Below are 14273 nucleotides of genomic sequence, written 5' to 3'. Positions count from 1 at the left end.
CCTCTTATTCCGTTTCCGCGACGAGCGCGCGGCGAATGCCGTCGCCCAGCAGGTTGACGATTAACACGCTCAGCGCGATAGCCGCGCCGGGCAGCATCACGGTCCACGGCGCGGCATAAACCAGCTCCAGCGAGTTGCCAAGCAAAGCGCCCCATTCGGTCGTCGGGAGCTGTGCGCCCAAGTCGAGAAAGCCCAGCGCGGCAATATCCAGAATGGCGATCGACAGCGCGCGGGTAAATTCGGAAACCAGCAGCGCGGCGATGTTGGGCAGCACGACATACCACACCAGATAAAACGTGGACGCACCGTCAAGACGAGCCGCGATCACGTACTCTTTGTCCATTTCAGCGTGTACGGCGCTGTAGATGGTGCGCACCATACGCGGCAGCAGCGCCAGCCAGACGGCGAGCATGGCGTGTTCGAGTTTAGGGCCGATAAAAGCGATGACCACAATCGCGAGCAGCAGCGATGGAATCGACAATAGCGTATCCAGAATGTGGTTGAGCATCGCGGAGCGCAGCCCGCGGGTCACGCCCGCAAAGACGCCCAGGACGATGCCGCACAGCGCGGCCGCGTAGGTGACGATGAGTGAGGAGCCTACGGTGGGTGCAGCCCCGCTCAGCAAGCGGCTTAGCTGATCGCGCCCCAAATCGTCGGTGCCGAGAAAGAATGAGACTTCACCGTAGTGCGACCAGGAGGGGGGCAACAACTGGTAGCCCAAAAATTGCTGATCGACCTCATAAGGCGCGAGAAATTTGCCGAACAGGCACAGGCCAATCAGGATCAGAAAGCCGTATAGCCCGATCATCGCCAGCATATCCTGATGAAATGCGCGCCAGGTATCGCCCAGTCGGCTCGGCAGCCGTTTTTCGCTATAAACGTTATCGAAGGGCATACCATTCCTTGTGTTTCAACGGGTTTGCCATAGCACCCCAAATATCGGACAGGATGTTAACCGTAATGACCATCGCGCCGACGACCATTACGCCCGCAGAAATCGCGGCGTAGTCCTGCTGGCGAATGGCGTTGACCAGCCAGCGACCAATCCCCGGCCAGTTAAAGACCACTTCGGTAATCATCGTCAGCGTCAGCATCGTGGAAAATTGCAACCCCAGTTTGGGAATAATCGGCGGTAGCGCGTTATGAATCAGATGGCGGCGAATGATCGTAAAGCGCGACAGTCCGCGGGTTGCCGCCGCTTTAATGTAGTTTTTGCTGATAATCTCCGTGGTGCTGACGCGCATCAGACGGATCACTTCGGTCGTCGGCCCAACGGCCAGCACGGTAATCGGCAGAATCAGGTGACGGATGGCGCTGACGATCATTTCACCACGATGGGGCGAATCTGACAGCCAGGCGTCAATCAAGGCAAATCCGGTCACAGTTTTCACCTGATAGAGCAGGTCGAAACGGCCTGAAACCGGTAGCCAGCCGAGGTGCAGCGAGAAAAACAGCGTCAGCAGCAGCGCCAGCCAGAACACGGGTAGGGAAAAACCAATGAGCGCCAGCGTGCTGATCACGATGTCCGCGCCGCGGTTCTGCATCACGCCAGCGGTAATGCCCAGCGGAATCCCGACCAGCAGCGAGAACGCAAACGCCAGAAGACAAAGCTCGATCGTGGCTGGGAACACTTCTTTCAGCAGCTCGCTGATGGCCTGTCCGTTAATGCTGGAGCGACCGAAATCTCCCTGAAGCAGGCTGCTGAGGTAAAAATGATAGGCATCAAACAGCGCCGCACCATTGAGCGGGGCGTTGGGTGTGTAATAACTGAGGCTAAAGCCTACCAGCGTCAGTAGTGACAAGGTCACTATCAATAACACCAGACGTCGCAAGGTAAAAATAATCACGGCTGTGCTTCCTCCACGGTTTCCGGTGCAGAGGGCTTCTGCTGCGCCTGTTGATCCTCGCGGAAGACGCCCGCGAATGAGGCATTGCCGAAGGGGCTTAATACCAGCCCTTTCATGTCATAGCGGTAGGCAAGCAGTCGCAATGACGATGCCAGCGGCAGGACAGGTAGCTGCTCTGCCAGAATACGCTGTGCCTGTTGATAATAGTCAATCCGCTTAGAAAGCTGTTGTGACGAGAGCGCGTTTTGCAGCACTTCGTCAAACGTAGGATCGCACCAGTGCGCGTAGTTGCTCTGGGAACGAATTGCCGCGCAGCTTAGCAGCGGGCGGAAAAAACTGTCCGGATCGTTACTGTCCGTTGCCCAGCCTGCCAGCGTTAAATCGTGGCTGAGTTCCATGAGCTTCGCTTCCTGGAAACGGCCTTCCACCGGCACGATGGTCACGGTGACGCCAATTTGCGCCAGATCGGCCTGTATCAGCTCTGCGGTTTTCAACGGGCTGGGGTTGTAGGACTGTGAGGCGCTGGGCACCCACAGGCGCAGGCTGAGGTTAGTCAGCCCCAGATCCTGCAAGATTTGCCGTGCTTTCTGCGGGTTATATTCCGTAATCTGCGATTCATTATCGTACGCCCACGAGGCGCGGGGCAGAATCGACGCTGCGGTTTCCGCTGTACCGTAATAGATTGACTGCATCAGCCTGTCGTTATTGATCGCCAGCGCGATGGCTTCCCGCACGCGGCGATCGTCCAGCGGGGGTTTACGCACGTTGAAGGCCAGATAGGCAACGTTCATGCCGGGGCGCAGTGACAGACGCAGGCGAGGGTCGTTACGTAAAATCGTCAACTGGCTGGCAGCCGGATAGGCGAGCACATCACATTCGCCCGTCAATAGCTTGGATAAGCGACCCGTACCGCCGGAACCAAGATCGACAACCACCTGCCGCATACGTGGCAGACCGCGCCAATAATCGCCGTTGCGCGTCAGCCGGATATATTGTCCGTTGCGGTATTCATCGAGCAGATAAGGGCCAGTACCGACCGGTTCGCGATCCAGTAGCTCTTTTTTGTCCTCTTTCGCCAGACGCTGCGCGTATTCTGCGGACAGAATCGGCGCGTAGTGCGTGGCCAGATGCCAGAGGAAAGACGCATCCGGGCTGTTAAGCCGAATTTCAACGCTATATTCGCCCAGTTTGCGGATGCTTTGCACCGAATCGGCAAATTGCAGGCTGTCGAAATAGGGATATTCGCCGCCGTTGACATCATGATACGGGTGTTTTTTGTCCAGCATGCGCTCGAAGCTGAATATCACATCATCGGCGTTCATATTGCGGGTTGGGCTGAACCAGGCGGTGTGCTGAAACGGTACATCGCGGCGCAGGTAAAAACGGTATGTCGAGCCGTTGTCTAGCACTTCCCAGCGCTGGGCCAGTTCTGGCATCAGACGATAGGTATAAGGGTCGACATCCAGCAGACGATCGTAAAGCTGCGCCGCCAACGTATCAATGGTGACGCCGCTGCGTGCCATCTGCGGGTTAAATGTGTTCAGGACATCATTGACGCAATAGACAAAACCGCTCTGGTGAATACTTTCCAGCGGAGCAGGTGACGTTGGCACGGACGGCGGTGCGGCCAGTGCAGGCAATGCCAGCCAGGTTAATGCCAGTGCGAAACAGGTTTTTCCGAACATACGGGATTTTTCAGTCAATACGGTTATAGACAGAGTGTATCGTACTCTTGGCATCCTCCCCACTCTTGTTATGCGCGTCTGGCGACTTTCCAACCGCTTAAGCCACCAGCACTGTCAGCAGAGGGGAGAGAAGTCATCCTATTCTAACGGTATTTCTGCTGTGAGTTACGATGGCAAGAACCCTATAGTTAGTATGGAAATGAGAAAAATTCTCAACAAAGTGCTTTACAGATGATACTGATAACTATTATCATCATTTTCGCACTTCAGCAGTGGCTTCTCGCAGGCACTGAAGGAGAGCACGACATTGCTCACATTGCTTCCAGTATTATTTTAGCCAGCCTATGTGCTGGCTTTTTTTTGTTCCCAACCCTTCCTGTGACGGCGTTATGTGTTGCGCCGTCTGTCGCCCATAAATGCCGATGGCGACTGCCCGAACTGTTTTCTGAATGCCGTCGTATAGGCGCTGTGGCTGTCGTAACCGCTGCTCAGGGCGACCTGAGTGATGGGGGCACCTTGCACCAGCAGGGTCAATGATGACATTAGACGCAACTGTTGACGCCACTTGCCGAACGTCATCCCTGTGCTTTTCAGAAAGCGGCGATGAAAGGTTTTGCCGCTAATCGCCAACTTTCCAGCCCAGTCGTCTGCCGTCGCGGTATCACCTGGGTCGCTCATGAGTATCTGGCAAACCGTCTGTATCTGCATGTCTTGTGGCCAGGGCAGATGAAAGGGGAGATGTGGCGTTGTGCGCAGTTCCTCGATTAATAGCTCTCCTAGCAGTTGCGTATAGCGCGGCGTGGTTGCGTGACTGTCTGCATCGGTGAGTCGGGCTATCAATTCTCTGGCCAACCCAGACACGCGTACGACACAGTCTGCGGTAGGCAGTTGTATACACATATCTTCACGCACGAAGATGCCATTTGCCTGTGAAGCGACCGGAATGATCAGGCGATGGGGAACACCTGGACGCAGCCATACGGCAGAGGTGGGCGGAACCAGCCATTGTCCGGTTGGCGCCTCCACCTGCACCAGTCCACTATCCGCATAAATCAGATGACCTCTGCGGTGGTGGTGCATGGGAACCACATGCCCCTGCGGGTAATGCATGGAGACCCCCGTGACAGGCAGCTCTGAAGCTTCGGCCGCGTTTAAGTCAAGCGCGTGTCCACCGTCTCCGGGGGAAGAAAAACCCATATCGATTCACTTTGTCCAAAACAAACAATTGAATGTCTATTTTCATGTAGATGGACGAATTGTGCAAACCTAATATGGACGTGTAATGACAACCTTGAGTCTCTCGTACATGCTGCCGTCCAGCCATTATTCCTGTTCGTTACGACGATTGTCTCTCGGTCGGGGTCGGTATGCATACGTTCGCATCATGCACCATCCTGCTTCTTCCTGACCCCGACGCCGGTCCGCTTTTCTTGAGTCCGGGGATCAGGTTCTATTGATTCCCTGGAGATTGTTATGTTGACCGATCCTTCGCAAAAGTATCGCCCCTTTCCCCCTGTTGATTTGGCCGACCGCCAATGGCCGTCACGTACTTTGACGTGCGCTCCTGTCTGGCTCTCTACGGATCTGCGTGATGGCAATCAGGCGCTCTTCGAACCCATGAACCGTGAACGTAAGCTGCATCTGTTTCAGGAATTGGTGCGTATCGGTTTTAAGGAGATTGAAGTTGGATTTCCCTCTGCATCACGCACCGATTTTGAAATCGTGCGCCACTTAAATAACTTCGCACATTGATGCTTCACTTCTCATCGTGCGAGGCCAGTGCTGACGGGATGCCGTCTTCAGCGAGTGTAGCGCTATTATGCAAAGCTATTTAATTGATGCCGACCTGATACCTGAGGACGTGACGCCAATGGTCATTACCCAACTGCGTGATGATCTGGTGAAAGAAACGGTACGCAGTGTGGCTGGCGCGCGACGAGTGATTGTTCATTTTTACAATGCTATTGCCCCAGCCTGGCGTGAGATCGTGTTCGGTATGAGCGTGGCGCAGATCGTCGAGATGGTCGAGCATCATATTGCGCTGCTGAAACAGTTAACGGCAGAGCATCCCCAAACGCAGTGGGTTCTCCAGTATTCTCCCGAGACTTTTTGCATGGCCGAACTGGATATTTCCCTTCTGCTCTGCAACGCTGCCATCAGAGCCTGGGATGCGGGACCGCAGCGCCCGATGATCATTAATTTGCCAACAACGGTAGAAGTCTCGACGCCCAATGTTTTCGCGGACCAGATCGAATGGATGCACCAGCGTCTGGCGCGGCGCGAGCACATCGTGCTGTCCGTTCATCCACACAATGATCGCGGCACCGGCATCGCCTGTGCGGAACTGGCGTTGCTGGCAGGTGCTCAGCGGGTCGAAGGTTGCCTGTTTGGAAATGGCGAGCGCAGTGGCAATCTTGATCTGGTCACGATGGCGTTAAACCTGTACACCCAGGGCATCTCACCCGGCCTGGACTTCTCTGATATTGCCGCTGTGGCTCGCGTGACTGAGGATTGTACCGCGCTGCCTATCCATCCGCGTCATCCCTATGTCGGTGACCTGGTTTTCACGGCATTCTCCGGTTCGCATCAGGACGCTATCGCCAAGGGGTTTGCCGCACAGCATTCAGACGCACCGTGGCGCGTACCCTACTTGCCTATCGATCCTCAGGATCTGGGGCGCACCTATGACAGTATCGTGCGTGTTAACAGCCAGTCTGGTAAGGGCGGCATCGCTTTTCTGCTGCAACGCGATCATGGCATTGTTATGCCACGTCGTATGCAAGTGGAGTTCAGTGCTATCGTTCAGTCACTGGCGGAAACCAGTGAAACCGAACTGAGCAGCGAGAACATCTGGGAGGTTTTCCAACAGACTTACCTCTCTCCGGTTCTTGAACAACCGGGTTTTATCTACCGTACACATCACCTGTCAGACCATCCCGAAGGGCAGGCGATTGATTTGGAACTCATTGATGCCAACGGTTCGCCACAAAACTATCGGGGAAAGGGAAATGGCCCGATTTCCGCTACGGTGGACGCGCTGGGGTTACCGCTGCGTATCGACAGCTATGAGGAGCGCAGTCTGGGAGCAGGGGCGGATGCCGTCGCGTTAGCCATTGTTGAAGCCGCATGGCCCGGTGTACCGGGATCGCGCTTCGGTGTTGGGCGACATCCGAACATCATCACGGCTTCGGTGCTGGCGGTACTGAGCGCCGCAGCCAGATTTCCGGCGGTCGGGGATATCGCTGGGAGATAAAACGCGCTAAGGCCACGTCACTGCAATCAGGATGGTAAGCACGTTATCTTTCTGGACGCGCGCGCTTAAGGCCGCGCGTTCTTCATTCCGGTTCGGATATGAAGCAACGGCGGATGACGAAAATGAGCTGCGCATATTTTGGCAAGGGCAACAACATTATATGCTTACTATTTTTTTTGTGAATAATTAATAAAATCAATATCATTGGGATATTTCTTAAATTGTTTGCGGGAACGAAAATCTCCCTTATCATGCCTATACCCAAGATCATGGGTGTTCACAATGGAGATAAGGAATATGTGGATCAGAAGGAATCAACTCGTCAGGAAATTGACGTTAGGTGTAGTAACCGCAGCACTGGGCATGTCGCTCAGTTTCTCAGCATTATCCGCCACGCCGGTGGAAACGCATGGTCAGTTGTCCATTGAAAATGGACAACTGGTGGATGAACAGGGAAAAAGGGTGCAACTGCGAGGAGTGAGTTCGCACGGTTTGCAGTGGTTTGGTGATTATGTCAACAAGGACTCGATGAAATGGCTGCGTGACGACTGGGGGATTAACGTATTCCGTGTGGCGATGTATACGGCAGACGGTGGCTATATCGCTAATCCTTCCCTTGCCAATAAGGTAAAAGAGGCCGTTGCGGCGGCACAAAGCCTCGGCGTTTACATCATCATCGACTGGCATATCTTGTCAGACAACGATCCTAATATTTATAAAGCACAGGCAAAAACCTTCTTTGCCGAAATGGCAGGGCTGTATGGTAATTCGCCGAACGTGATTTATGAAATCGCCAATGAACCCAACGGCGGCGTAACATGGAACGGGCAGATTCGACCTTATGCGCTGGAAGTGACTGACACCATCCGTAGCAAAGATCCCGATAACCTCATTATCGTCGGTACGGGCACCTGGAGTCAGGATATTCATGACGCGGCGGATAATCAGTTGCCCGATCCGAATACGCTGTACGCGCTGCATTTCTATGCGGGCACGCACGGGCAGTTCCTGCGCGACCGCATTGACTATGCACAAAGCCGCGGCGCGGCGATTTTTGTCAGCGAGTGGGGCACCAGCGATGCATCCGGTGGGGGCGGACCGTTCCTGCCTGAATCGCAGACCTGGATCGATTTCCTGAATAACCGCGGTGTGAGCTGGGTGAATTGGTCGCTTACCGACAAAGCCGAGGCCTCCGCTGCGCTGGCGCCGGGAGCGAGCAAATCAGGCGGTTGGACGGAGCAAAATCTCTCAACGTCAGGGAAATTTGTCAGAGAGCAGATTCGTGCGGCGGCGAACCTAAGCGGCGGCGATACGCCGACTACGCCAACGGAACCGACTAATCCAGGTAGTGGAACCACGGGCGACATCGTACTGCAATATCGTAATGTGGATAACAACCCTTCTGATGATGCGATTCGTATGGCTGTCAACATCAAAAATACCGGAAGTACGCCGATCAAACTGAGCGATCTGCAAGTGCGCTACTACTTCCATGATGATGGCAAACCTGGTGCGAACCTCTTTGTTGACTGGGCGAACGTCGGTCCGCAAAACATCGTGACCAGCACAGGTACCCCTGCCGCCAGCACTGATAAGGCTAACCGCTACGTTCTGGTGACCTTCAGCAGCGGAGCCGGCTCTCTTCAGCCTGGCGCAGAAACCGGTGAAGTACAGGTGCGTATCCACGCCGGTGACTGGAGCAACGTGAATGAAACAAATGACTATTCATACGGTGCTAACGTTACGAGCTACACGAACTGGGATAAGATCACCGTGCACGATAAAGGTACGCTGGTATGGGGCGTGGAGCCGTAACCGTGTGCTGTTAACGTATTAATCGTAATACGGTCACTTAAGCCTGGTATTAGGGGAAGCACAGGGAGGCCTCACACCTGTGGTCGCCCCGTATATCTCGATGCTTAAAAGATCGGCATGACTTACTCTGCGGGCGTGAATTCGCCCGCCTTTTCTTTCCAGACTTCATTCATTCACCACAATATCGTGTTTCTTAAGCAATCCACGCAGTTGGTGGTAGGTTAATCCCAGCAGTTCAGCGGCCTTACGCTGGTTAAATTTTGCCTGATTCAATGCCCGTTCGATCAAGCTTCTCTCTTGTTCCAACAGCCACGGTTTCATCTCCAGCGGTAAATCCGGCAGGCCGATTGTCGCCTGTGAGGAAATATCCTGAACGGCGGGAGTGCGGCGGAAGGGATTCAGAATGATGGCATCAAGAGGCTGTTCGCTGTCGCCGTGGCGGTACACTGAACGTTCAACCACGTTTTTCAGCTCACGAATATTGCCCGGCCAGCCGTAATTCAGCAGTGTGTCGCGCGCGGCGGGCGTAAAACCGGGAAACAGCGGCAAATGCAATTCGCGACACATCTGAATTGCGAAGTGATCGGCCAGCAGCATGATGTCCTGCTGGCGTTCGCGCAGTGGCGGAAGTTGCACAACGTCAAAAGCCAGACGGTCGAGCAGGTCCGCACGGAACTTACCGCTCGCGGCAAGCGCAGGCAAATCGTCATTGGTCGCGCACACCAGTCGCACATCTACCTGTAGTTGATCTCTGCCGCCGACGCGCTCCAGCATGCCGTATTCGATCACTCGCAGTAGTTTTTCCTGCACCAGCATCGGTGCGGTGGCGAGCTCATCCAAAAACAGCGTTCCACCGTCGGCGCGCTCGAAGCGTCCCAGATGACGCTTCTGCGCGCCGGTAAACGCACCGGCTTCATGACCAAATAGCTCGGAATCAAGCAGGTTCTCGTTGAGTGCTGCACAGTTGAGAGAAACGAACGGCCCTTGCCAACGCGGAGAAAGGTAGTGCAGGCGGCTGGCAATCAGCTCTTTACCCGTACCGCGCTCGCCGATTACCAGCACGGGCTTATTAAGTTGCGCCAGTTGCGACACCTGTTCCAGTACCTCCAAAAAACTGTTGGCTTCGCCCAGCAGATTCTCTTTTTCCTGAAGCATGATGTTCCACCGTTTTATTTTTACTAACTGTTAGCGTATTTGACTAATCTAACGAAAAGAGAAAAATAGTCAAAATTATCTATTTCTTTATTTTCAGTTAGTTAAAATAAATTAAAAGTTGGCATGCTTATTGATATACCTATAGGGAGATCGCGGCTGGCTTGGTCAGCCTCGGTGATAAATCAGGCGTAATCAGACGCTGGAAATCATGAAGAGGATGTAATTATGGGTATTTTTTCTCGTTTTGCCGACATCGTGAACGCCAACATCAATTCATTGCTGGATAAAGCTGAAGATCCGCAGAAATTGGTGCGGCTGATGATTCAGGAAATGGAAGATACGTTGGTTGAAGTGCGTTCGACCTCGGCGCGGGCGTTGGCAGAAAAGAAACAGATTGCCCGCCGCATTGAACAAGCTCACGGTCAGCAAGATCAATGGCAGGAAAAAGCGGAACTGGCGCTGCGTAAAGATAAAGACGATCTGGCTCGTGCCGCGCTGATTGAGAAGCAAAAGCTGACCGACCTGATTGCGGTGTTGCAGCATGAAGCCGAAAGTGTGGATGAAACGCTGGAGCGTATGAAGCGTGAAATCGGCGAACTAGAAAACAAATTAAGCGAAACGCGTGCTCGCCAGCAGGCGCTGACGCTGCGTCATCAGGCTGCGGCATCGTCGCGTGATGTGCGCCGCCAGTTGGACAGCGGTAAGCTGGATGAAGCCATGGCGCGCTTCGATCAGTTCGAGCGCCGCATCGACACGATGGAAGCAGAAGCCGAAAGCCACGGGCTAGGGAAACAAAAATCGTTGGATCAGCAGTTTGCCGAGCTGAAAGCGGACGATGAAATCAGCGCGCAGCTGGCGGCGCTTAAAGCTAAAGTTAAGCCAGCAGAGCAATAAGACGAATAAAGCATAGATGCCATCGGATGGCTGTCGTGAGAAAACGGCAGCCACCAGCGTGTGAATAATAACTAAGGAGACACAATGAGTGCGTTGTTTCTTGCCATTCCGTTGACCATTTTCATGTTGTTTGTGGCACCGATATGGCTTTGGCTACATTACAGCCAGCGTAAAAACAGTGCTCAACTGGGACAAAATGATATGCAACGTCTGACACGCTTAACGGAAGAGTCCAACCGCATGCGTGAGCGTATCAGAGCGCTGGAAGATATTCTGGATGCAGAACACCCGGACTGGAGAAAATCGTAATGAAAAATACGTGGTCAGGTAAAACGTTATACCGCATACCGGAAGAGGGCATGCTGAAAGGGGTTTGTGCTGGTTTAGCGCGTTATTTTGATGTGCCGGTGAAACTCCTGCGGATAATCGTGGTGCTGTCGATGTTTTTCGGCCTGTTCTTTTTCACCATCGTGGCTTATATCATTCTGACCTTTATGCTCGATCCGGCTCCGGCGGGAATGGTGGGGGAGGATGAAAAGGTGACCCGAACGCCCAGCCAACTGCTGAATGAGGCGGACGCGACATTGCAGGCCAGCGAACAGCGCCTGCGTAACATTGAGCGCTATGTCACCTCAGAGACGTTTGGCGTTCAGAACCGCTTTCGTCACCTGTAATTTGTCATCGGTCATACGCTTTCGCTGACGTTATCCACCGTACGACTGGGGTCGAAAGTGGATAATGTCGCGCTGCTTTTTCGCTGCAATCTCTATGATCCGATCCCACTGTGCATCGGATGCCAGCCATTTCCTTCTTTCGCGCTGTAGTGCACGTTTTGCAGTGGTATGCGCTGCCATTGACCATTGCTGTCCTGCACGATTTCGCTGGCAATCGCACGACATTGATAATGCAGCGTATCGGTCTCCAACCGGAATTCATACTTTTTGCCTTTTTCCGGAACAAAGCGGGTGGTGATCAGGCAGGTGTATTTACTTTCGACGTACACATTTTCAATAGCGGTTTCCACGCCGGGAACGACCGGTGTTTCGTAGTAGTCAATATCGTATTTCTCTCCGGATACTTTTGGCATCCCGCGATCCTGAGTGTTTTGTAATACCCATTCGCTGGAACGAATAAGACCGCCAGTGCGTTTGCCGTTTAACGTCTGATAGATACTTGTCTGTTCTGTGTTATCTACGATGCGTACCCATGGTGAATCAGCAGCTAGCGAAGGTGGCGAATAAAAATAGTTATTCGGCATAAGTGCGCAACTTGTTTGAGAAAATACTACAAGCACAGAAATGCGATAAAGCGTAAATTTCATAATATTTTTCGCTTATTATTAGCAATCCCGACCAGGGTCGGGAGTGTATCTTCTAGATTATCTCTTTATAAAAATTTCTTGTGGAAAAAATAATTTTCTGTACTTCATCACAGGGGAGTATGATTTCCTGTACATCCAATGTCATGAAATTCTCCCATTGATATCCGTCACTATCATTCCCCAATAAGTAGCTAGTTTTTGCCGCAAGGATACGTAATTTGCTGTTGTGACTAACGGCGAAAACATAACACATATTGTTTTCCAGGTTATAAGTCGATGCCTGATAGCGATAATCTGTGACAAAATCATCCGGAATATTTGCATCAGGATTCATTAATTCAGGCAACATTTTATTTAGCATGGCTGTAAATGCAATATGTTTATCAGCCATGAACAACTCCTTGTCCTCAGTAGCGGTAACGAGAGCGTTATCCTCAGACAGGCAACTGATATCACCATCAAGCGTAGCCACACTTGCATTATCAGGGAACAGCTTTCCATTGATGATAAAATGAAAAAGGCCATTAGTATAACCAGCATCTTCACTCCAGACGGGTACAGGCTCCATCAGAATAGCGAAGGTATTTGGGTCACCGAATATCATGATTACCACCCTTTTTTCGGTAAGTTAAGCTGCTTTTTAACGTCTGATGGTATCGTATTTTTATTCAATGGCGCAGATTTATCGCCGGTGCTGCCTGACCAGTGCCATGTTCCATCATTCGTGTTAGTAAACTGATGTACGTTGCCATCAGCATCTTTAGCATAACGTTTTTTACCACTCTCAATTGATGAGCCAAACAGATCAAGTGAGTTCCTGGGTTCTGTTCCCGCTTTGAAGCTGTAACCTTGTTGGCCCGCAGTATGTTTAGGGTTTGATTTATAGCTCAACCCATTTTGTGCTGTGGAGGGAGTGGCTGTTGGAAGTGCACTCCCACTACTTCCCTTGACTGTATTCGCTTTAGAGCCTTTTCCTCCACTCGCTTTACCAACGCCACCTATAGCGCTGGCCGCAATGCTGGCAACAATATCTGCCTGCTCGCGGTTAAGCCCCCACCTTGCCATGATAACTTCTGATACGTGGTTGCTTGCCACCACACCATCAACGTCGATCTGTTGTGCCCAAATCGCCGAAAGGTCATAACTCATTGCCCAGGGAATATCTTCGCCCATTGCGCGATTGAGTGCTTCCTTAACCGCCATGCTATTCGCGAGCACACTACCGTATTTTGTCTGGCAACTGTCCGGGTCGTTGGCACAATCATTAACCAGTTGCTCCTGCTGTACAATGCTGAGCTGCTGATATTTTTTCATAATAGGGCCGCAATCACCCCCCTTAGCCTGACAGGATTTGACCTCAGCGACCCAGTCATCGATCTGCCTTACGGTCAGATAGTTATTATCAACCGCATTCTTACCCGCATCATGTCCGCTGACGGCACCAGCAGAAGAGTCACTTGCTACGCTGCCTGCCAGTATTGCCGCCAGCGAGGCCAGATTGCTGATCTTATCTTTATCACCGTTGGATAAATGGGCGATGTCAGTGTCGGGGTAGAGATAGTCTTTAATTGCACGCGCCGCCAACTCACCCGTTGCTGCGCCCACCGCACCCGCAGTGGCGTTACCTCCGGAGAGTTCAGCAATCACACCACCCAGCACGGCGTGACCAATTGCGTTCGCCGCAATTTGTCCGGCGGTAGGATTGTCATCAAACCCCACCTTCATGTCTTTAACCACACCCGCCATATAAGGTGCCGCGCCCTGAGCCAGCGCTTTTAGTGGATCGCCACCCGCCAACGCGGTAATGGCAGAAGCGGCGGCACGAATGCCCTTATCCAGATCGCCACCGGCTTTATACTGTTCGCTGATGTCTTTGTACGCAGCGGTACTTTGCACGCGATCCCAGTATTCTTTGCGTGTTTCTTTCGTTTCATCCCATTTACCCGCCGCGTTAATGCCCGCGTTGTTGGCCATAATCTGGCCCTGGGTGAGGGTGATATCCACGCCCTGATTCACAACATCACCAATCAATCGCAATCGGCTTAGGCGCTGCTGTTCCTTCGCTTTATCGAAGATGGGGCTGATGCTCTGGTTAGCGTGCTCGACATCGCGACTTAGCTCACTAACATCCTGCTGCTGATTGGCCTGATCGCGAATAATCAGCGACCCTGGTGAGAAAGCGGCATAGGTGGTGCCGGAAGCCTTCCCATCGCTGCCATCCGCGCCCAGCCTGCCCGTACTGATACCGACGCTGCTGTGCGATACCTCAATCACGGCGCCATCGAGTTGTGTGTGTTAACAAG

General features: G+C 52.8%; 12 protein-coding genes and 1 pseudogene. 5 read left to right on the top strand and 8 right to left on the bottom strand.

Annotated features, from left to right (window positions below; translation table 11 throughout):
- Positions 1 to 4: 4 nt before the first annotated feature.
- The 4 genes from sapC to NAL19_RS11905 all read right to left on the bottom strand — a co-directional run bounded on the left by sapC (position 5) and on the right by NAL19_RS11905 (position 4642).
- Entirely contained in the window at positions 5 to 895 is an 891-nt protein-coding gene (sapC, locus tag NAL19_RS11920; RefSeq protein ID WP_263057448.1) for a putrescine export ABC transporter permease SapC, read from the bottom strand.
- A complete protein-coding gene (gene sapB, locus NAL19_RS11915) occupies positions 882 to 1847 on the bottom strand; it encodes a putrescine export ABC transporter permease SapB (protein ID WP_263057447.1) in 966 nt (321 codons plus the stop codon). The genes sapC and sapB overlap by 14 nt, the downstream gene beginning before the upstream one ends.
- Complete coding sequence (gene sapA, locus NAL19_RS11910) at positions 1844 to 3532, bottom strand: ABC transporter substrate-binding protein SapA (protein WP_225088168.1); 1689 nt, start codon at positions 3530 to 3532, stop codon at positions 1844 to 1846. The genes sapB and sapA overlap by 4 nt, the downstream gene beginning before the upstream one ends.
- A 387-nt stretch (positions 3533 to 3919) precedes the next feature.
- Complete coding sequence (locus NAL19_RS11905; protein WP_263057446.1) at positions 3920 to 4642, bottom strand: AraC family transcriptional regulator; 723 nt, start codon at positions 4640 to 4642, stop codon at positions 3920 to 3922.
- Positions 4643 to 5005: 363 nt separating this feature from the next.
- Here NAL19_RS11905 and NAL19_RS11900 point away from each other — a divergent pair.
- A pseudogene (locus NAL19_RS11900) lies at positions 5006 to 6785 on the top strand (2-isopropylmalate synthase).
- Positions 6786 to 7082: 297 nt separating this feature from the next.
- A complete protein-coding gene (locus NAL19_RS11895) occupies positions 7083 to 8600 on the top strand; it encodes a cellulase family glycosylhydrolase (protein ID WP_225084886.1) in 1518 nt (505 codons plus the stop codon).
- 165 nt (positions 8601 to 8765) lie between these two features.
- Here the strand turns inward: NAL19_RS11895 and pspF are convergent, their stop codons facing one another.
- The gene (gene pspF, locus NAL19_RS11890) at positions 8766 to 9755 is read right to left on the bottom strand and encodes a phage shock protein operon transcriptional activator (protein ID WP_263057445.1); all 990 of its coding nucleotides are present in this window, start codon (positions 9753 to 9755) and stop codon (positions 8766 to 8768) included.
- Positions 9756 to 9980: 225 nt separating this feature from the next.
- Between pspF and pspA the strand changes: the two genes are divergently transcribed.
- From pspA to pspC, 3 genes are all read left to right on the top strand, one after another.
- Complete coding sequence (pspA, locus tag NAL19_RS11885; protein ID WP_263057444.1) at positions 9981 to 10649, top strand: phage shock protein PspA; 669 nt, start codon at positions 9981 to 9983, stop codon at positions 10647 to 10649.
- A gap of 84 nt (positions 10650 to 10733) precedes the next feature.
- A complete protein-coding gene (gene pspB / locus NAL19_RS11880; protein ID WP_010276759.1) occupies positions 10734 to 10958 on the top strand; it encodes an envelope stress response membrane protein PspB in 225 nt (74 codons plus the stop codon).
- Complete coding sequence (pspC, locus tag NAL19_RS11875; protein WP_225084884.1) at positions 10958 to 11323, top strand: envelope stress response membrane protein PspC; 366 nt, start codon at positions 10958 to 10960, stop codon at positions 11321 to 11323. The genes pspB and pspC overlap by 1 nt, the downstream gene beginning before the upstream one ends.
- A 92-nt stretch (positions 11324 to 11415) precedes the next feature.
- Here the strand turns inward: pspC and NAL19_RS11870 are convergent, their stop codons facing one another.
- The 3 genes from NAL19_RS11870 to NAL19_RS11860 are packed head-to-tail and all read right to left on the bottom strand — an operon-like array spanning position 11416 to position 14244.
- Positions 11416 to 11970, bottom strand: a complete 555-nt coding sequence (locus tag NAL19_RS11870) for a hypothetical protein (protein ID WP_263057443.1) — start codon at positions 11968 to 11970, stop codon at positions 11416 to 11418.
- A 52-nt stretch (positions 11971 to 12022) separates the two neighbouring features.
- On the bottom strand, positions 12023 to 12574 hold the full coding sequence (locus tag NAL19_RS11865; RefSeq protein WP_263057442.1) for an immunity 42 family protein: 552 nt from the start codon (positions 12572 to 12574) through the stop codon (positions 12023 to 12025).
- A gap of 2 nt (positions 12575 to 12576) precedes the next feature.
- Positions 12577 to 14244 carry a VENN motif pre-toxin domain-containing protein gene (locus tag NAL19_RS11860; RefSeq protein ID WP_263057441.1) on the bottom strand — a complete coding sequence of 556 codons (1668 nt, stop codon included), beginning with the start codon at positions 14242 to 14244 and terminating at the stop codon, positions 12577 to 12579.
- Positions 14245 to 14273 lie beyond the last annotated feature (29 nt).

Source organism: Pectobacterium sp. F1-1, from assembly GCF_025643735.1.
GTDB lineage: Bacteria > Pseudomonadota > Gammaproteobacteria > Enterobacterales > Enterobacteriaceae > Pectobacterium > Pectobacterium colocasium.
The sequence above is the reverse complement of the archived record's forward strand: the minus strand, read 5'-3'. Positions and strand labels throughout refer to the sequence as shown.